This is a genomic window from Acidovorax sp. (assembly GCF_046291265.1).
Classification (GTDB): Bacteria; Pseudomonadota; Gammaproteobacteria; order Burkholderiales; family Burkholderiaceae_C; genus Acidovorax.
In genome coordinates this window covers 1-18,884 of the sequence record NZ_JBKBTV010000049.1, presented here as the reverse complement: position 1 = coordinate 18,884, position 18,884 = coordinate 1, and the positions used below count along the sequence as shown (strand labels likewise).

16 protein-coding genes and 1 pseudogene are annotated in these 18,884 nt (G+C 66.1%); 8 read left to right on the top strand and 9 right to left on the bottom strand.

The genetic code is table 11. The features are described from left to right. Positions 1–137: 137 nt before the first annotated feature. On the top strand, positions 138–1,085 hold the full coding sequence (ttcA, locus tag ACK41V_RS17070) for a tRNA 2-thiocytidine(32) synthetase TtcA (protein WP_409783996.1): 948 nt from the start codon (positions 138–140) through the stop codon (positions 1,083–1,085). Beyond that, positions 1,084–1,764, top strand: a pseudogene (locus ACK41V_RS17065) (U32 family peptidase C-terminal domain-containing protein); the annotation flags it as partial. The gene ttcA and the pseudogene ACK41V_RS17065, both read left to right, overlap by 2 nt. A gap of 97 nt (positions 1,765–1,861) precedes the next feature. Here ACK41V_RS17065 and ACK41V_RS17060 read toward each other — a convergent pair. Both ACK41V_RS17060 and ACK41V_RS17055 read right to left on the bottom strand, forming a co-directional pair. Next, positions 1,862–2,461, bottom strand: coding sequence for a hypothetical protein (locus ACK41V_RS17060; RefSeq protein ID WP_409783994.1), 600 nt, complete (start codon positions 2,459–2,461; stop codon positions 1,862–1,864). Positions 2,462–2,559: 98 nt separating this feature from the next. After that, on the bottom strand, positions 2,560–3,504 hold the full coding sequence (locus ACK41V_RS17055; RefSeq protein WP_409783993.1) for a LysR family transcriptional regulator: 945 nt from the start codon (positions 3,502–3,504) through the stop codon (positions 2,560–2,562). Between the two features lie 172 nt (positions 3,505–3,676). Here ACK41V_RS17055 and ACK41V_RS17050 point away from each other — a divergent pair, with 172 nt between their 5' ends. The 3 genes from ACK41V_RS17050 to ACK41V_RS17040 all read left to right on the top strand — a co-directional run bounded on the left by ACK41V_RS17050 (position 3,677) and on the right by ACK41V_RS17040 (position 8,649). Further along, positions 3,677–5,317 carry an argininosuccinate lyase gene (locus tag ACK41V_RS17050; RefSeq protein WP_409783991.1) on the top strand — a complete coding sequence of 547 codons (1,641 nt, stop codon included), beginning with the start codon at positions 3,677–3,679 and terminating at the stop codon, positions 5,315–5,317. A gap of 105 nt (positions 5,318–5,422) precedes the next feature. Beyond that, the gene (locus ACK41V_RS17045) at positions 5,423–6,820 is read left to right on the top strand and encodes an SH3 domain-containing protein (RefSeq protein ID WP_409783989.1); all 1,398 of its coding nucleotides are present in this window, start codon (positions 5,423–5,425) and stop codon (positions 6,818–6,820) included. A 170-nt stretch (positions 6,821–6,990) separates the two neighbouring features. Continuing rightward, positions 6,991–8,649 carry a hypothetical protein gene (locus ACK41V_RS17040; protein WP_409783988.1) on the top strand — a complete coding sequence of 553 codons (1,659 nt, stop codon included), beginning with the start codon at positions 6,991–6,993 and terminating at the stop codon, positions 8,647–8,649. 79 nt (positions 8,650–8,728) lie between these two features. Here ACK41V_RS17040 and ACK41V_RS17035 read toward each other — a convergent pair whose 3' ends face one another. Next, the gene (locus tag ACK41V_RS17035) at positions 8,729–9,379 is read right to left on the bottom strand and encodes a hypothetical protein (RefSeq protein ID WP_409783986.1); all 651 of its coding nucleotides are present in this window, start codon (positions 9,377–9,379) and stop codon (positions 8,729–8,731) included. 207 nt (positions 9,380–9,586) lie between these two features. Between ACK41V_RS17035 and ACK41V_RS17030 the strand changes: the two genes are divergently transcribed. Beyond that, positions 9,587–10,714 (top strand): hypothetical protein, encoded by a 1,128-nt coding sequence (locus ACK41V_RS17030; RefSeq protein ID WP_409783985.1) that lies wholly within the window; start codon positions 9,587–9,589, stop codon positions 10,712–10,714. A 228-nt stretch (positions 10,715–10,942) separates the two neighbouring features. Here the strand turns inward: ACK41V_RS17030 and ACK41V_RS17025 are convergent, their stop codons facing one another. From ACK41V_RS17025 to ACK41V_RS17010, 4 genes are all read right to left on the bottom strand, one after another. Beyond that, the gene (locus ACK41V_RS17025) at positions 10,943–12,265 is read right to left on the bottom strand and encodes a Glu/Leu/Phe/Val family dehydrogenase (RefSeq protein ID WP_409783983.1); all 1,323 of its coding nucleotides are present in this window, start codon (positions 12,263–12,265) and stop codon (positions 10,943–10,945) included. A 222-nt stretch (positions 12,266–12,487) separates the two neighbouring features. Continuing rightward, complete coding sequence (locus ACK41V_RS17020) at positions 12,488–13,204, bottom strand: RraA family protein (RefSeq protein ID WP_409783981.1); 717 nt, start codon at positions 13,202–13,204, stop codon at positions 12,488–12,490. After that, on the bottom strand, positions 13,201–14,214 hold the full coding sequence (locus tag ACK41V_RS17015) for a hydroxyacid dehydrogenase (RefSeq protein ID WP_409783979.1): 1,014 nt from the start codon (positions 14,212–14,214) through the stop codon (positions 13,201–13,203). The genes ACK41V_RS17020 and ACK41V_RS17015 overlap by 4 nt, the downstream gene beginning before the upstream one ends. Before the next feature lie 5 nt (positions 14,215–14,219). Continuing rightward, positions 14,220–15,215, bottom strand: a complete 996-nt coding sequence (locus ACK41V_RS17010) for a Bug family tripartite tricarboxylate transporter substrate binding protein (protein WP_409783977.1) — start codon at positions 15,213–15,215, stop codon at positions 14,220–14,222. A gap of 105 nt (positions 15,216–15,320) precedes the next feature. Here ACK41V_RS17010 and ACK41V_RS17005 point away from each other — a divergent pair, with 105 nt between their 5' ends. Further along, positions 15,321–16,244, top strand: coding sequence for a LysR family transcriptional regulator (locus tag ACK41V_RS17005; RefSeq protein WP_409783975.1), 924 nt, complete (start codon positions 15,321–15,323; stop codon positions 16,242–16,244). Between the two features lie 22 nt (positions 16,245–16,266). Here the strand turns inward: ACK41V_RS17005 and ACK41V_RS17000 are convergent, their stop codons facing one another. Continuing rightward, complete coding sequence (locus ACK41V_RS17000; RefSeq protein WP_409783973.1) at positions 16,267–17,160, bottom strand: PPK2 family polyphosphate kinase; 894 nt, start codon at positions 17,158–17,160, stop codon at positions 16,267–16,269. A 50-nt stretch (positions 17,161–17,210) separates the two neighbouring features. Further along, positions 17,211–18,206 carry a helix-turn-helix domain-containing protein gene (locus ACK41V_RS16995; protein ID WP_409783971.1) on the bottom strand — a complete coding sequence of 332 codons (996 nt, stop codon included), beginning with the start codon at positions 18,204–18,206 and terminating at the stop codon, positions 17,211–17,213. Between the two features lie 195 nt (positions 18,207–18,401). On the opposite strand from ACK41V_RS16995, the gene ACK41V_RS16990 reads away from it, so the two are divergent. After that, on the top strand, positions 18,402–18,884 hold a 483-nt coding region (locus tag ACK41V_RS16990), incomplete at its 3' end, for an MBL fold metallo-hydrolase (protein WP_409783969.1).

The window sequence follows — 18,884 nt, the reverse complement described above, 5'->3', positions numbered from 1 at the left end:
GCTAGCAGCTATAAAAACAGTAGTAAATGCCGTGCTGGCGCAGTACGGCAGCCCATTGCAGGGCGGTGGCCCATGCGGCAACCTTGCAATTCCCGCCCACCGCGCCTTCCTTTTTCGCCCCTGGCTTGCTCATCCCCATGCTCGACACCGCCACCCTGCCCGCGCAATCCTCCGTCGAAGGTGACGACGCAGCCGCAGCGGCCACCAAAGCCGCCGCCCACGCCGCGCTCAAGCTCGAAAAGCGCCTGGTGCGCCAGGTCGCCCAGGCCATCACCGACTTTGGCCTCATCGAAGACGGCGACAAGGTGATGGTGTGCGTGTCGGGCGGCAAAGACAGCTACGCCATGCTCGACGTGCTGCGCATGCTGCAGCAGCGCAATGGCAACCGCTTCGAGCTGATCGCCGTCAACCTCGACCAGAAGCAGCCGGGCTTTCCGGCCCATGTGCTGCCTGAATATCTGGCGAAGGTGGGCGTGCCCTTTCACATCGAAACGCAGGACACTTACAGCGTCGTCAAAGAGCACATCCCCGAAGGCAAGACCATGTGCAGCCTGTGCAGCCGCTTGCGCCGGGGCATTCTGTACCGCGTGGCCGACGAGCTGGGCTGCACCAAGATCGCGCTGGGCCACCACCGCGACGACATGCTGCAGACGTTCTTTTTGAACATGTTCTTCGGCGGCAAGCTCAAGGGCATGCCGCCCAAGGTGCAAAGCGACCGGGGCGACCACCTCATCATCCGCCCGCTGGCCTACGTGGCCGAGGACGACCTGAGCCGCTGGGCCGACATCCGCGCCTTCCCCATCATCCCGTGCACGCTGTGTGGCAGCCAAGAGAACCTGCAGCGCAAACAGATCGGCCAGATGCTGCGCGACTGGCAGCAGCTCTACCCCGGCCGCATCGAGAACATGGCCGTGGCGCTGCGCAACCTGGTGCCCTCGCACTTCATGGACCCGCGCCAGTTTGACTTCAAGGGCATGGTGCCCAATGGTGTGCAGGACGCCGATGGCGACAAGGCGTTTGACCCGCCAGAGTTTCCGGCGCAGGCCGTGGGCATGCTCGCGGGCCTGTCGGTGATGCCGCGCTAACGGCGCGCGCCACCTCAAGGCCGACAAGGTCTACCTCATCGAAGAGGCCGGCCGCCCCGGGCAAAAGATGCCCATCATGGAAGACGAGCACGGCACGTACATCATGAACAGCAAGGACCTGCGCGCGGTGGAGCATGTGGCGCGCCTGGCCCAGATCGGCGTCGATTCGCTCAAGATCGAAGGCCGCACCAAGAGCCTGTACTACGTGGCCCGCACCGCCCAGGTCTACCGCCGCGCCATCGACGACGCCGTGGCTGGGCGGCCCTTCAACCCCGGGCTGCTCATCGAGCTCGAAGGCCTGTCGAACCGCGGCTACACCGGCGGCCTGCTGGAGCGCCGCCCCAGCAACGACTACCAGAACTACATCAACGGGCACTCCCTCACCCAGCGCAGCCAGTATGTGGGCGAGGTGCTGGGTGCTGACGGGCAGGCCGACGTGGGTTTGCAAGGCGACTGGGTGCAGGTGGAGACCAAGAACCACTTTGCGGTGGGCGACCTGCTGGAGGTGGTGCACCCGAGTGGGAATATCACCGTGCGGCTGGAGCAGATGCGGGACGCGCTTGGCAAGAGCGCGCAGGTGGCGCAGGGGAGTCCGGTGCGGGTGTGGATTCCGTTGGCGGGGCGGTATAGCGGGGCGTTGTTGGCGCGGGTTGTAGAGGCGCAGCTAGAGGCGGCATGAGCTGGGATGTGCGTGGCAACACGCGTTTCCTGGCCTTATTGGCTAAGAGTCAGTAGTTGGATGATGAAATTTCAAGATGCGACTGACTTATTGAGTATCACTTTGGGCTCACCATTTGTTCCGTTCGCAGGAACGCGCGAAGTCCTGTTTCAAACCGTATCTTGACGTCCTCGATCTTGGCGAAGGCCTCACGCTTGTCAGCTTGGTAGGCAGAGTCTTCTACCGTACGTTTCATAACGTTCTTGAATTGATTGAATGCTGTGATGCTTTCTTCGTGAAGGTCAAGGAGGGACGCCGGTAGAAGTAGCCGAGCTGATCCTTCGAATGCAGCCATTTCTGCGCGCCAAGCATCCAGTTTTTCCCAGAACGTATCCCTTGTTTTCACGACGTTACCGTCTGGGAATTTGTGCGCGTCATGATTCGCGGCGCTCTGGCAGATCCGATAGTGCCGGTAGAACACCTCGTAGTAGCGGATCAGTAGCTCAAGATGCTTGGTATACGCGGACTCCCGAAGCTTAAGCTCATGAGACAAATCAGCAACCTTCTGTCCAAGGTGGGAAGCCTCTCTCTGCAATGTTCGCTTGGCGTGAAGGTCTGACAGATAGTGGAGGAGAACGGCGACAACCGCAGCCCAGCCACCAAACGCCCCAAGAATTGATAGCAGGTCTATGTACCAAGGCTGATAAGTTGGGGTCATGATGATTTATAGACGGCAGTTAGAAGGTCGCGGGATGGCATGAGCAATAGATGCTAAGAGCGTTTTCTTCTCTGATAGATTTTTCCTGCGCGTGCTTGTCACCACCCGGATCGCAGCGCATGCTCAATAAACGCACGGCAGGGATGCGAGCCATTTGCGAACACCTCCGCCTTGACCAACACCCCCAGCGGGCCCACCCCCTGAGGTCTCCACGATAAAACGACCAGATCCTTGCGCCCTACCAACGGCCGCACAAGGCTTGCTGGCACGCAGACCAGCATGTCGCTTTCCGCCAGCATGGCGTAGATGATTTCCGTCGAGCGGCTCGACACTCTGCACAGATCCGGCACCCCGCCCAGTTCGTCAAAAAGACTGTCCACCTGTTGAGGCCCCAGGCCCGTGAGCGGCGGGGCCAGCCAGCGTTGTGACAGCAGTTCAGCGCCCGTGACGGTGGCCTGCTGCGCCAACGGGTGCCCAGGGCGGCAGGCGATGACGAATTCATCCTGCAGCGCGGCGTGGAACTCGAACCCCTGCGGCAGCGGGGTCGGTTCGCGGCAGATTGCCAGGTCCAACGTGCCCTCCTGGATGCTCTCCAGCAGGTTGTCGATGGTGACTTCGTGCACATCGATGGCGGCGCTGGGGTGCAGGGTGCAGTAGGCCGGGATGGCGGCGGTCAGCAATCCGTTGATTCCCGCCGCAATGCTGCCGATGCGGATCAACGCGGACGCGGCCCCTTGCTGCATCAATGCGGCATTGCCAGCAGCCGCTTGCAGGGGCACCAACGAGGCGCGCAGCAATGGCAGAACCGCTTCCCCCAGGCGGGTCAGGCGCATGCCCTTGGAGTGCCTCTCAAAAATCGGGCCGCCCAGGGAGCTTTCCAGTTCTGCCAATGCATGGGTCGCTGCAGGCTGGCTCAAGCCAATGGCAGAGGCCGCGCGGTGCAGGCTTTGCAGGTCGGCAATCGCAATCGCCAACTGCAGGTGCTTGAGGCGCACGCGCCCCAGGATGCGATTGAACAGGACGGAAGGCGTCAGGTCTGGCATGGGCTATTCAAAAATTGAATTTTGTTGAAAAAGAAGCATTGGCTCTGCGCCGAACGCTGTGCAACGATGGCGGCGCCATGGTGCACAAGCTGGCCCATGGCTCATTCAATTAACGAATCTTATTCCCGCGCAGGGCGCAAGCCCGTGCGCAGGAACCCAGGAGACAAAACCCATGCCGTCATTGCAGCGCCCCACCTTGGGCGAGATCACCTCGCGCCCGTCCCGTTTCCTCATCGCCCCGGTGATGGCGGCCATCTTCGCCATGGGCCAGGCCAACGCCGCCGATACCCTCGACACCGCGTGCAAGACCACGGCCGAGTGCCAGGCGCAAGTGGCCAAGATCCAGGGGGTGGTCAAAGGGGATGCCACCAGCGCCTTGGCAAAGTCGCAAGACACGTTCTACTGGTTCGGTCGCATCAACATGGCATCGACCGTGGTGAATGCCGAGCAGGGCATCATCCCCAAGGCCCAGGCGGGTCGCATTGCGCGTGGTGTGGAGCTGTCGATCACCCAGGCCACCACGCCCGGCGGCAAGCGGCCCACCGATGTGCTGCAGGTCGAGAAGATCATCACGGATGCCGTGGGCCCCGAGGCAACGCTGATCCACACCGGGCGCAGCCGCCAGGACATGCACTCCACCTTGAACGCTGCGCAGTTGCGCCTGGAGATGCTGGACTTTGCCGATGCGCTGGACCAGGTGCGCGCACGGCTCATCACCACGGCGCAGGCGCACACCGCCACCTATGTGCCCGCGTACACCAATGGCGTGCAGGCCATGCCCATCAGCTACGGGCACTACCTGATGGCCTGGGCCGATTCGTTCGCTCGCGACTCGGCGCGCATTCGCGAGGCCTACGCCCGCATCAACCTCAGCCCCATGGGCACGGCGGTGTTGTCCAACTCCAGCTGGGGCATCAACCGCGAGCGCCTGGCGCAGTTGCTGGGGTTCGACGGGCTCATCGTGAACTCGCTGGATGCGGGGCAGATCAGCACCTACGACATTCCCATCGAGGCCACGTCCATCGCCAGCTCCACTGCCATCCGCGTGGGCGCGTTCATGCAGGATGTGCACACCCAGTACCACCAGACGCGGCCCTGGCTGCTGCTGGCCAGCGGCAAAACCTACACCAGCAGCGCCATGCCGCAAAAGGCCAACCCCGGCATCATCCAGAACACGCGGGCCAAGGCCAGCGACGTGGTGGCCTCGGCCCAGGCGTCGCTGTGGCGGGCGCATAACGTCACGCCCGGCATGATCGACTACAAGAACACCTGGAGCCCGGCCAGCGCGAAGACGTTTGTGCATGGCGTCGAGATGCTGCAGCAGTTTGCCGATGTGCTCGACTCGTTGCGCATCGACCCGGCACGTGCACTGGACGAACTCGAATCCGAGTGGACCACATCGATGGAACTGGCCGAGGCGCTGCAGCGCAGCCATGGTGTGCCGTTTCGGGTAGGTCACCACTTTGCGTCGGACGTGGTGGTGTTTGCCAAGGAGCGCAGCATTCGCCCCAAGGATTTTCCGTACGCCGAAGCCGTGCGCATCTACCGCGAAGCGGGCAAGAAATACGATCTCAAGGACCAGCGCCTGCCGCTGGGTGAAGCCGCATTCCGCCGCGCTTTGTCACCCTCAGACATGGTGACCACCCGTACCGGCACAGGCGGGCCGCAGCCGCAGGAGGTCATGCGCATGGCGACCGTTGCCAAAGACACCCTCGCCAAAGACAGAGCTTGGTCTGGCGGAGCGCGGCAGCGGCTGCTGGCGGCTGAGGCTGCCTTGAATGCGGCTTTTGAGGGTGTGAAGTCGTTGCCTTGAGCGTGGGCTCGCGGGCTGTGTGCTTCAGACAGGCCGAAGGGCTCGACCCGAGCGGGTCCCTCGGGCGCGCGATACTGACGCCCACCGCGAAGGGAGGCAACACACATGCGCACGACATCGAAAGCCCAGCAACGCTTCCGAGTTCCCGCCGCGTTAGCGGTCGCCGTAGCGGCTGCGGCGGTTACCGCGCTGGCGGGCGTCAGCGCGTGGGCCCAGGCCCCGGCTGTAGCACCCGCCAAGCAGCGCTATGTGCAAGGCTCGTGGGTCAACCTGCGCGAGTCGGCTCAATCCCAAGCCCGCATCGTCGCCCAAGTACCTGCCAACACCGTGCTGCAACAGCTCACCGAGCGCGACGGCTGGTGTGCAGTGCTCTATGCGGGCGACGCGCGTCTGGGGCCGCCGTTGCCGGTGCCTCTGCAAGCCCACATCGCCTGCAACCTGCTGGCCGACCAGCCCCTCACCCTGGCCCAGGCCGGCAAAGACGCTGCGCGCGCCTTCTGGGTCGCCCCATCGCCCAATCGCTTGCGCGCCTATGGCAGCGCCTTGCCACGCCCGCCGGCGCTGCAGTGGCCTGCCCTTGCCAAGAGCCACGCGCATGAAACGCCAGTGCAGTACCCCACCCGAACCGAGTGGGAGGCTGCCAAAAAGCTACTGCGCACTGGCGTGCTGTTGCGGCCAGAACAAGAGATCGACCGAGGCGGTCCCGTCAACCCACTGGACGACCTGAAGCTGGCCACACGCCCCGAGTACGACAACATCCCCGCCGTGGCCCCTTTGGCCGCCAAGCCCACCTTGCCAGCAATTGCGCCTTCGTACTTTCGCAGCCACTCCAGCGTGGCCCTGCTGCACGAGACCGATGCCGACGGCCTGGCGGCCGTGGCGGGCACCCGCATCAGCGTCATTCCTACCGGGGCGCCCGTGGGTCGGTTCAACAGTCACAATGGGCCTGAAATCGAATACATCACCGGCTTCTGGGATGTGGGCTCTGCCGACCAGGCTTTTGCCCCAGCGCTGACCATTTATGCCATCACCCACCAAGGTCTGGTGGGCGCGCAAGCCGTGCGACAGCGCTATTGGGACATCAGCAACGAAGACCACTACTGCGGCGGCCACTACCCCGGCCGTGGGTTCAAGGACCCCGGCGAAGAAGCCCAGCCCGTGCGTGGCTACGCCAAACTGTCCGACACCGCCGAGGTGCTGGTCCGCCTGGTCGTGCCCGGCAAGCTGCCGCCCGATGCCGTGAAGGTGAAGGCCCGGCGCTATGCCACCAGCTGGATGCAGCCCGCCGACCCGCCCATCCGGGACAAGCCCCAGCGCAAGAACACGGCCGTGATGGTGCACGAGATCGACATGGACCGCGACGGTGTGACCGACATCCTGCGCATCGATACCCCCGCGCCCGGTAGCATGAGCTTTGAGCCGGTTTTTGACTGGCGCTGGTACCTGAACATCAGCGGCCAGTGGTTCAGGGCGGGGTACTGGGTGGACCAGGAGTGCACCTGAGCGACCCCTGCGGGGTAGCCCATTGGGGCCTGAAACCTGCCGCTCGGCTGTGCAGGTCACCCGACCCCCGCAGTTTTGGTTAGCATCGTTTCCGAGAGCGCCAACGCGTTCTGCAGTCCCGCTCGTCGGACCACCGGACTACCAGACCAAGATCCACACGAAAGGCCCCCATGTCCGCTGAGCCCCACCCCGCTTGCGTGCGGGAGTTTCGCCAGGTCCTGCTGTGGCCCCTGCGCCTGATGCCGGTGCGCGGCTCCGAGGGCCGGCATGCCAAGCCCTGGCAACTGCTGGCGGACATGGGCGAGGAGGCCTCGCCCTGGCGCGAGGTGGTGGACGAATTCACAGGCGACAGCAGCCGCTTCCACGAACGCCACTACAACGAGTTCGTGACCTTTTTGCCCTATGTGCAGCGCTTCCTGTATGGCGAAGGGCGCAGCCGGGAAGGCGGCCGTGCCACCGGCTCGCCGATGCGGGTGTTCCGGCGCAGCGACGTCAGCGCCGTGCGGGCGGTGCTGCGCCCCGGCGATGCGCCGATCACGCTCGACATCGTGCATGTGGACCTGTACTTTTTTCTCGACCTGGACCTGGTGCTGCTCAATGTCGAGGTCAGCGCCCGCGACCTGCAGCTCGCCCAGGCGCAGGAGCTGCTGTACCGCTTCGGCCGTGGCTACCCCGCTGGCTGGGACGCAGAGGGCCATGCCCAGCACTGCCTGTACAGCGCCGAGTGGCTGGACGCCGCCGGGCAGGTGCTGGCCGCGTCCGACGCCAACCAGCGCGACCTCTTCATGGCCCACGTCAGCAGCCACCGCGCCCCGCGCATCTCGGCCCACTGGGCCTGGCTGCTGGAGCCGCTGGTGAGCGACCATTCCGAACGCAGCGGCCCCCTGCGCTACCGCCAGATCGAGTACTACCGCATGCCGCAGCTGGCCTTTCTGGCGCTGGACGACCCGCGCGCGCTCAGCCGCAGCGACTTCATCCGCTTCGGCCTGGTGACGGGGGCGGCCCCGCCCAGCGACGACGACACTTGCCTGCCTTATTCAGAAGAGCATCTGGCCGATTTTGAAAAGCGGTTCTGCTACGACCGCTTCTGGAGCAGCAGCGGTGCCGCCCCCAACACGCGCTACCTGTGCAGCGGCCACTCGCTACTGGTGCTGGGCGATGCCAGCAGCCCGTTCTATGTCTGCCGCGACCGGGGCGTGCTGGCGCAGTTCCGGCACCAGCACTTCCTGCTGTTCTTGATCGCGCACTTCCAGAAGGCGGCGCTGCTGATGTTCTCGGACCGACTGGCCGAGGCCCTGAAAGACCTGGACATCTCCGACGCTGCCAGCGTGCGCCGCTTCAAGCGCACCATCCGCGACAGCTTTGCCGGTTTTCTGCGCTTCACGCACCGCTACTGGTTCCACGAGGTGTCCGAACAGGCCCAGGTGCGCGCCCTGTTTCGCATGTGCGCCAACCACCTCGGGCTGGACCCGCTGTACACCGAGGTCAAGGAGCGCATTGGCGAAATGAACCAGTACCTGGACGCCGACAGCCTGCGCCGCCAAGCCAATACCGTCGTGCGGCTCACGGTCGTCACCATCTTCGGCCTGATCGGCACCGTGACCACGGGCTTCCTCGGCATGAATCTGCTGGCAGAAGCCGATGCGCCGGTGAGCCGCAAGCTGGGGATTTTTGCCCTGGTGTTTGTATTGACCACCTCGCTGACCATCTACACCATGGTCAAGTCCAAACGCCTGTCGGACTTTCTGGACGTGCTCTCGGACGAACGCGCCAGCGCTTTGCAGAAGTTCAAGGCGCTGGCCCTGGTGTGGCGGCGCACGGGGGATTGAGGGGGGCGCCGAACGGGCGTGGCGGGCGGTGAAGGGCGAAGACCACAGGTCTAGCCCGCCTGCAGCGGTACCCGTATCCTTACCGCACACCCGGCTGGCGCAGTAGCGCCGCGAGCACCAGGGCTTCGGCCACCACTTCCAGTGCTTCTTCCAGCGTAGCCAACAGGGGCGGCAGCTGTGGCAACCACAGCCACTGCGACTGCACCTCGGGCCACTGGTCCACCGCAATCGCTGCCAGTCCCACCGCAAATCCCGCCCACAGCAGGCAGCGCGTGCGGCGGTGCGACAAAGCCCGGTGCAGCCAGGCCAGCGTGACCAAACCCACCAAGGCCACTGCGAGCATCGGTGCCTCGCGCACGGCGCTCCAGCGGCAGGCATCGATCCATTCGTGGCAGCGGAACTTCCACATCTCATGCAGCATGAATTGCTCGTCCAGCGCCAGCGCGCCGAAGGCCAGCACCAGCCACGCGCCCAGCCGCCAGGGCAGGCAGCGCTCGGCGGTCAGGTGCAGCGCAGTGATGCACAGCGTGAGCAGCAGCGCGCTCGACAGCCACGATGCGGGCGAGTTGTCGGAGCGGAATGCGCGCTCCCAGCCCGGTGCAAATATCCACGCACTGAAAAGCAAAAAACCCGCCACGGCACCCAGCAGGGCGGGTGCGACCCAGCGGTGAGGCGCTGGTCTGGGGCCTGGCGGGTTGTCGGATAGCTGGAGGATGGGGTGATGGGACATGGCGGGTTTGAAACCACGGGATGCTGGCGTCGGGCGGACCAGCGGGACGACAAAATTTTGAATGAAATAGGCCACTAGCGCTTTACTGTATTGTATTTTAAGCTATGCATTTGATAGCGTATTGGTGAGCTGCTGCGCTGTGGGCGGTGCGCCCTGTTCACGCTGGAGGAATCGCTACAGAATCGGACATCCCTCTGCACATACGGCATGTCCCTCCCCATCGACCCTTCTCGCAGCGCCCTGCCGCCCGTGGCCCAGTTCCTGGCCGAGGCGGCGTTGCAGCGGCAGTCGGCGTTGCTGGGGCTGGAAAAACCCAAGCCTATCGCGGCGCCATCACCGCTGCCCGGGGCCGACCCCAGCGCCCCACCGCCATCGGTTTCATCACCCAGTCCGCCCGCCGGGCCGCTGCCCACACCGGCCGACAAGGCCAGCATCTCGCCCCAGGCGCGTGAGCAACTGGCGGCGGGGTTTGATCCGCGGGGTGCAAGCGCGGCCAACGGCAGCTTGCAGGGCGCGCGGGGTGAGGGTGCGTTGCGCGCTGCACCACCGGCGCTGCCCAGCGGTGCCCCGGCGGCGCCGGGCAGCGCAGCCGCATCGGCAGTTGCTTCCGGCGTGGGCGGCGCGGCCTGGCCCACATCGGGGCTGGGCGCGCCGCTGCTGCGTTTGGTCAGCGCGCTGGTGGCGCAGGTGACGGCGCAAGCGGGCGTTCCGCAGCGCGTCGTGGCTGCGCAGCCCTGGCCCATCGGCATGGCCCAGGCGCTGGAGAGTGGCGCGCTGGACGCCGACCAGTCGCCGCTGCAGACCTGGCTGGTGCGCCAGGGCGTGGTGTTGACGCCCGAGGGGCCGCGCGGCATGGCGCTGACCTTGCGTGCGGCGGTGCCGTGGCTGGCTGCGCAGCAGGCGCAGACAGTAGGAACAGGGGCCGGGGCACCGGCAAGCGCTGCTAGTGCGCTGCAAGTGCCTTTCGCCGGGGGCGGGCAGGCGCTGCAGTCGGGCGTGATGGCCCTGGTGCTGCAGGGCATGGATGCGGCGGCGCCGCGCACCAGCGCGTTGCTGGTGATGGATCTCCAACCGCAACTCGCCGCCGCCGTGTACGGGCGCGAGATGCTGCAGCAGGCGATCACAGGCCGACTGGACCCATGGACGCAGATGGCCGTGCTGCAGGCCAGCGGCCAGGTGCCGCGCGAGGACGAGCGTGCGCGCAATGGCGCGTCGGGCCTGTGTGAAACAGTGGGCTGCCCCTATGCCGCGCGGGCTGCGTGCGTGCAACCGTTTTGCATGGCCCAGCGCGGCGTGTTGCCGCCCGAGCCTGTGGGGCCGGTGCCGCTGGCCTGACACCGAACGCCACCGATCACAAAGCCACAAAAAAACCGCCAGGGCCGGATCGCGGCGGCTGGCGGTGGTTGGCTGTGGTTGTTGGTCCTATCGGCCTGAATGAGGCGATGGACCCGTCTTGATGCATACCGACACCGTTCGGGCTGAGCCTGTCGAAGCCTTGCACGGCGCTTCGACAGGCTCAGCGTGAACGGTTTGTGGTGGCGCCGAAGGCCACTCAAGGAGCGCTTATGGATACAGGCCGCGCATTTCGCGCGCATGCAAAATCCGCTGGCAGGCCACGATGAACGTCGCAGTCCGCAGGCTCACCTTGTGCTCTTGCGCCACCTGCCAGATGCCCGCAAAGGCCTCTTGCATGATGCGCACCAGGCGGGCGTTGATCTCGTCCTCGCTCCAGAAGAAGCTGGAGAAATCCTGCACCCATTCAAAGTAGCTCACTGTCACGCCGCCAGCGTTGGCGATCACGTCGGGCAGCACCAGCACGCCCTTGTCGTGCAGGATGTCGTCGGCCTCGGTGGTGGTGGGGCCGTTGGCGCCTTCGATCACGAGCTTGGCCTTGATCTGGCCTGCGTTGTCCTTGGTGATCTGGCCTTCCAGCGCAGCAGGGATCAGGATCTCGCAGTCCACGCCCCAGAACTCTTCAGCCTTCATCACATCGGCACCGGCAAAGCCGCCCACGCCGCCACGGGTCTTCACGTGCGCCAGCAAGGCCGGCACGTCCACGCCGTTGCCGTTGAAGATGGTGCCGGTGTGGTCCTGCACGGCCACCACCTTGGCGCCCGCCTCGGCAAACAGCTTGGCGGCAATGCCGCCCACGTTGCCAAAGCCTTGGACTGCGATGCGGGCACCTTGCAGCGCCAGGCCGGTCAGCTTGGCGGCTTCCACGCCCACGGTGTACACGCCCCGGCCAGTGGCTTCGACACGGCCCAGCGAGCCGCCGAGGTCTACGGGCTTGCCGGTGACCACGCCGGTGGCGGTGGCGCCGGTGTTCATCGAATACGTGTCCATCATCCAGGCCATGATCTGGCCGTTGGTGTTCACGTCGGGTGCAGGGATGTCCTTGGAGGGGCCGATCAGCAGGCCGATCTCGCTGGTGTAACGGCGCGTCAGGCGCTCCAGCTCACCCAGCGACAGCTTCTTGGGGTCCACGCGGATGCCACCCTTGGCACCGCCGTACGGCACGTTCACCGCCGCGTTCTTCACCGACATCCAGGCCGACAGGGCCATCACTTCAGACAGCGTGACATCCTGGTGAAAACGCACGCCGCCTTTGCCGGGGCCACGGCTCAAGTTGTGCTGCACGCGGTAGCCTTCGTAGTGGGCGATGGTGCCGTTGTCCAGCTCGATCGGCACATCCACGATCAGGATGCGCTTGGGGCGCTTGAGCGTTTCGACCCAGCGCGCCAGGCTGCCCAGGTAGGGAGTGACGCGGTCTACCTGCTGCAGGTAGTTGCCCCAGGGGCCGAGGTGGTCGGCCTGCAGGTACGAAGGCAGGGTGTGCACGGCGCCCAGTTTGGAAGGGGTGGCCGGAGCGCCGGAAGATTGCGACATGGTGAATTTCCTTGTGGGATAAGTTCAAGCCACGAAGCTTATTCCTGCCCCGCAAGGCTGTCCAAGGCAAGAGTGTTACAGGGTTATGCAATCGATGCATAAACTTGGAAATCCCTCCCTGGCTGCCAATCGCTCCGAAATGGATAGCACTCGGGCCTTTCTGCGAAAGCGCTGCTGGCCATCTCCGCGCGATGTTGTCTGCCTGCTGCCTTCCCTTGCCAGTCACACAGGAAGGCCCTTGGCGCGCAGCATTGCGTTGAAGCGCTCCGGGTCGGATGTGCCCGCGAGGTTGCTCGCGCGGATACGCGCCTCCTTCTCCAGGTGCAGGTGCGCGCGCTCCAGCACCGTGGCTGCATCGGCGGCGGGGATGGCGATGACGCCGTCGGCATCACCCAGCACCAGGTCGCCCGGCAGCACGGCCAAGCCTGCGCATGCGATGGGCACGTTGATCTCTCCCGGGCCTTCCTTGCTGGGCCCGCGGTGTGTATGGCCGCGCGCGAAGACGGGCAGCCCGCCTTCGGCCCACTCCAGCCGGTCGCGCACGGCACCATCGATCACCAGGCCGCCGAGCTGCAGCATCTGGCAGGTGGTGCGCATCAGCCCGCCCATCAGGGCCTGTGTCAGATCGCCGCCACCTTCGATCACCAGCACGTCGCCCGGCAGCACCATCATCAGCGCCTTGTGGATCATGAGGTTGTCGCCCGGGCGCACGCGCACGGTGACGGCCGGGCCGCACAGCACGGTGGCCAGGTTCCCGTGGTAGCCGTGCAGGCCTATGGCGCCCACGCTGCGGCCCATGCAGTCGCCGGCAACGGCCACGGGAATGCTGCGGAATGCGTTAATCAGCTCTGCTGGCAGGCGGTTCTGGCGGGGCTCTATGCGGTAGCCAGGCGGCCATGCGCTCGGGGAGGTGGGGGTGTGGGGGATGGCAGTGGTCATGGCAGTGCGCGCTGAGAAAAGGAGGAAAGCACCTGCGGGTTCACGCAGTGGGCGGGATCGATCTGTCCGTGCCGCAGGGCAGCGAGCACGGTCTGCGCAGCACCACGGGCCATGGCGGCGAGTGCCGCCGGGGTGGAGCCACCCACATGGGGGGACAGCACCACACTGGGTACTGCCAGCAAGGGGCTGTCCGGCGGCAGGGGCTCGACGGCCATGGTGTCCAGCCCGGCTGCAAACAGCTGTCCACTGCGCAGTGCGTCGATGAGTGCGAGTTCGTCCACCACCTCGCCGCGCGCGGTATTGATCAGGATGGAACCCGGGCGCATCTGCGCTATCCGCCTGGCGTCCATCAGGCCGCGCGTGGCAGCGTTCAGCGGTACATGCAGGCTCAGCACATCGGCTGCGCGCACCACCTCATCCACCGTGGGCAGCAGGCGCACGGCCCCAAGATCTGCAGGCACGGCGCGCAGTCCGGGGTCGGTGGTCACGACGGGCATGCCCAGCGCCAGCGCCACGCGCGCTACGCGCTGGCCGACCTCGCCAAAGCCCACCAGGCCCAGGGTGCGGCCCTGCAGCTCCAGGCCATCCTGCGCACGCGACCAGCGGTTCGCGCGCAGCTCGGCATCCATCCAGGGGATGCGGCGTGCCGCAGCGAACAGCAGGCCCCAGGTCATCTCTGCGACCGACTGGGCGTTGGCCCCGGGCGTCACGCACACCGGGATGCCGCGCTGCGTGGCCGCCTCCACGTCAATGTTGCTCACGCCCACGCCGTGCTTGCAGACGATGCGCAACGTGGGGCAGGCCGCCAGGTCTGCGGCGGTGATCACCGCCGTGCGGGAGATGACGGCATCCACGGGTTCGGCCGCGAGGATACGGCCCAGGGCAGACGGGTCCTGGGCGTCCGGCAGGTAGAGGGTGTCGCAGCCGGCCTGTTCCAGCAACTCAGCCCCGGCACGGGCCAGCTTGGGCGCCGTGACGAGGATGGTGAAGGGCATGTGGGGGCGGTCCATCGTCATCAGTCGATCTGGATCTTGGCCTGGCGCACCAGCTCGCCCCAGCTGCGGTGCTCGGCGCGCACCAGTTCGACAAACTGTTGGGTGCTGCGACCAGTGGCGGCCGTGCTGCCTTCGGCGGCGAACTTGGCCAGCACCTCGGGCCGGGCGAGCACGCGCGTGACCTCGGTGTACAGGCGTGCCAGGATGGGCTGAGGGACTCCGGCGGGCGTGACCACACCCGACCAGGTTTGCGCGTCGAAGTCCGCAAAGCCCGATTCCGCCACTGTGGGCACGGCCGGCAGCGCCTTCAGCCGGGCGGGCGATGTCACTGCCAGCGCGCGCAGGCTGCCGGCGTTGACCTGGCCGAGCACCGAGATCGAGTTGCCGACGAAAAAGTCCACGTGGCCGGCACGCAGGTCGTTCACGGCGGGGCCAGACCCCTTGTAGGGCACATTCACCAGCGAAATGCCGGCGTGGCGTTCCAGCAGTTCAATGGTCAAGTGGGCCACCGTGCCATTGCCCGCAAATGCGACGCGCATCGGCTCGGCGCTTTTCTTGATGGCTGCCAGCAATTCGGCCAGGGTGCGGTAGGGCGCATCGGCCTTCACAGTGACCACCATGGGTTGCGAGGCGACCAGGGCTACGGGTGCCAGGTCCTTGAGTGGATCGAAGGGCATCTTGGCGTAGAGCGCCGGGTTGATCGCCATGTTGGCGGTCTGCCCGATACCGATGGTGTAGCCGTCCGGCGCCGCCTTGGCCACCGCGTCCAGGCCGATGTTGCCCGCCGCGCCAGCGCGGTTTTCCACCACCATCACCCAGCCCGTGGCCAGGGTGATCTTTTCCGCCACCAGGCGGCCCAGGAAGTCGGCGCTGCCACCGGGCGGAAATGGCACCACCAGCCGGATAGGGCGCGAAGGCCAGGCGTCCGTGGCCTGGGCCATGGCGTTCAGCGGGGCCAGCGCGGTGGCGGCCGCAGCGGCTGCCGCGGTGGTGAGCAAGGTGCGTCGATGGATCATGGTTGTCTCCTGTTTTATGGGCTTGGGCGGGGGAATTCTGTGGCGCCAACTCATTCCCGTCTATTGGATAAAATTCATTTATTCATTTCTTTTATTCATGAATTGATGGCTGTCAATCTTCGCGACCTGGGCTACTTTGAAACGGTGGCCGAGCTGGGCCATCTGGGCCAGGCGGCCGAGCGTCTGGGGCGTACCCAGCCCGCACTGAGCAAGTCCATCCAGCGCCTGGAGGAAGCGTTTGACGCGCCCCTGTTCCACCGCGCAGGGCGCGGCATCCAGTTGACTGCCGTGGGCGAGGTGTTGCTGGCGCGCGCGCGGCTTCTGCGCAGCGCATCGGATGAAGCCATGCGCGAGGTGGCCGACTTTGCGCAGGGCAACGCTGGGCATGTGCGCATCGGCAGCGGGCCGATCGCAGCCGACCACGTGCTGCCAGCACTGTGCCAATTGCTGCTTTCCGAGGCGCCCCGCACCACCATCGACATCACCGTGGGCCCCAGCATGGAGCTGCGCCAGCGGCTGAGTGAGGGCGGCATCGATCTGCTCATCGGCCTGGTGCCTGCGCCGGATGCACAGTTCCAGACGCACTCCATCTTCGAAGATGCCGTGGTGGTCGTCACCAGCCCCGACCATCCGGTGTTCGATTCGGGGGACATCACACTGCACAGCCTGCTCGCGCATGCCTGGGCGCTGCCCAGCACCTCCATCCCGAGCCGCCAGTGGCTGGACTCGGTGTTTCAGTTGCACGGCCTGCCCGCGCCCCGCGTGCAGATCACCGCCAACTCCATCCCCCTGCTGCCCGCACTGATCGCGCGCACAGGGCTGCTGAGCTTTGTCTCACGGCGTACGCTGGTGGCCGCCAGCAAAGGGGCCCTGCGCGAGGTACCGCTGGCCGAAACCACACTCATGCGCCCTCTGGGCGTGACCTACCGGCGCGACGGATACCTCTCACCCGCCTCGCGGCGGCTGGTCACGCTGCTGCAGTCGCATGGCGAGCGGCTGATTGCGCAGGCCGGGGGAGAGACCTGGTAGAGCGCGGCCTCCAAAGATCCACTCACTTCACCTTGAAGCCGGCGAGCAGCGGATCGCCTGGCGGGTAGCGCAGGTCCAGGTTCTGCAGCACCTCGCGCAGCACGGTGGCAATCATCAAATTGCGGTGGGTTTTTGAATTGGCGGGCACGATGGTCCACGGCGCCCAAGGCGTGTGCGTGGCGTTGAGCAGCGTGTCGTACGCGCCCCGGTAGTCGGCCCACTGCTTGCGCACCTCGATGTCGCCCATGCTGAACTTCCAGTGCTTGGCCGGGTCGTCCAGGCGCTCCTGCAGCCGCTCGCGCTGTTCGTCAAAGCCGATGTGCAGCAAGAACTTGAGCACGATGGTGCCCGTCTCGCTGAGCATGCGTTCAAAGTCGTTGATGTGCGCCAGCCGCTGCTGGTGCTGCGCGGGCGTGATCCAGCCATTGACCAGGGGCACCAGCACGTCTTCGTAGTGGCTGCGGTTGAACACCGTGATGTCACCCGCCTGCGGCACCTGCTGGTGGATGCGCCAGAGGTAGTCGCGGGCGCGTTCTGCCTCGGTCGGTGCCTTCCAGCCCACGGCGTGTACGCCCAAGGCGCTCATGCGGCCAAACACGCCGCGGATGGTGCCGTCCTTGCCCGAGGTGTCGGTGCCTTGCAGCACCACGAGCAGCTTGTAGCGCTTGTCCGCATAGAACAGGTTCTGCAGCGCGTCCAGCTCCACGGCCAGGGCTTCTACCGCGGCTTTGTCTTCGGACTTGTTGCCTGCCGCAAACGGCTTGTCGCCGGGGTCCAGCGATTCCAGAGAAAACGCTTTGCCCGCAGCGCCCTGGCCGGGCACATGCGCGGTGCCGGGCTGCCAGCGCGCCCAGCGCTGTGCCGTGGTTTTGTCGCGGGCAGAAAAAATGGTGGCGGGTGAGACGGTGTCTGGCACAAAGGCTCCTTGGAGTGATGGGCGGTGCAGCATCCAGCGCACGCAGTTGGTCAGCGTACACCGTGCGCCATGCGGTAGGCCAGCGGCGTTTGCCCCGTGGCCTGCCTGAAGGCGCGGTGCAGGCCCGCCTCGCTCGCAAAACCCAGGTCTTGCGCAATGCGCTTGAGCGGCATCGGCGTGTCGCACAGCGCCTCGCTGGCCTGGCGCAGCTTGATGCGGCGCATCCAGTGCGCGGCCGACAGCCCCGTGTGCGCCTGCACCCGCCGCGCCAGCGTGCGGGGCGACACGCCCAGCGCCTGCGCCAGCGCGTTCAGTCGCAGCGCGGCGGCCGGGCTGCGCTGCACCCACAGCAAGGCACGGCGCAGTTCGGGGTCGGTCAGGGTCATCAGGTCATGGCCCGAAAAAGCGGGGTGCGCCGTGCGGGGGCGGGGCAGCATCAGCAGCGCTTGCAGGTCGGCCAAGGCGTCGGGCGTCAGGCGCGCGGCCAGTGCGTGCAGCATCAGCGGCAAGTAGCCGTTGGCGCCCGCCGCCGTGGTGACCGCGCCGCCGGTGACCAGCGGCTCGTCAAAGCGCCAGTCCACGCTGGCAAACTGTTGCTCCAGGGCCGAGCGCAGCCACCAGGTGGCGGTGGCCGGTTGTGCGCGCAGGCGCCCGCTGGCAGCGGCCAGCACGACCCCGGCGCAATAGCTCCACACCTGCACGTGCCGGGGCAAGGCCCGCAGCGCCTGCACGGTGGTGGCCAGCTGCTGCAGCGGTGCCTGCAGACCATCGGGGGACGACAGCCACAGGCCGGGGACCAGCACGGCATCCACCTCGGCCTGGGCCAGCGCCACGGTGGGCGTCAGCGCAGGGCCCTGCCAGGTGGCCACCGGTTGCAGGTTGACCCCCGCCCAGCACGTGTGGATGACCGGCGCCTGCGCGCGCAGGTTGGCGGCACGCGCCATGTCAGCCGCGGCAAACAAGCCTGCGGGCATACAGCCGGGGTAGAGCAGCAGGGCCAGCCGCAGGGGTGGGCTCGGGTTGGGAGGTGATGGGCGAGTGGGCATGTGCGGCAGGCAGTGGCAGAAATTCGCAGAACGTGGTTAGGCATGGCTGAGCGTGGCAGCAAATGGCAAAAAATTGTCTGAATGGGTCATTTTCAGGCGAAGGTGATTTTTCAACAATCGACTTCACCACCTCGCCTCCACCTCTCCCCCCTTCACCCCCACCAACGACGGGCCTGCAGCGCCCCGGAGCCCACCATGCACATCACCCACCTGCGCAACGCCACCCTTCTTTTGGAGTTTGAATCCCAGGGCCGCCCCATCGGGCTGCTGGTCGACCCCATGTTGGCCCCGCGTGGCACGTTGCCCGCGTTGCGCTACCTGGGCAGCGGGCGCCAGCGCAACCCCATCGCAGACTTGCCGCTGAACGCCGATGCCTTGCTGGCGCGGGTGACACATGCGCTCATCACCCACTGCCAGCGCGGCCACTTTGACCACCTGGACCGCACCGGCAAACGCTTTCTGCGGGACCGGCAGATCCCCGTGTTCTGCATGCCGCGCGATGCAAGCTACCTCGCACAGCGGGGGCTGAACGTGGCGCCGCTTGCCGGCCCGTCGCGACAGCCGTTTGCGCTGGGCGGCCACATCACACCCATTGCCTGTGTGCACGGCCATGGCTGGGTGGGCCGTTTCATGGAGCACGGCCATGGCTACCTGATCGACATCCCGGGTGAGCCCAGC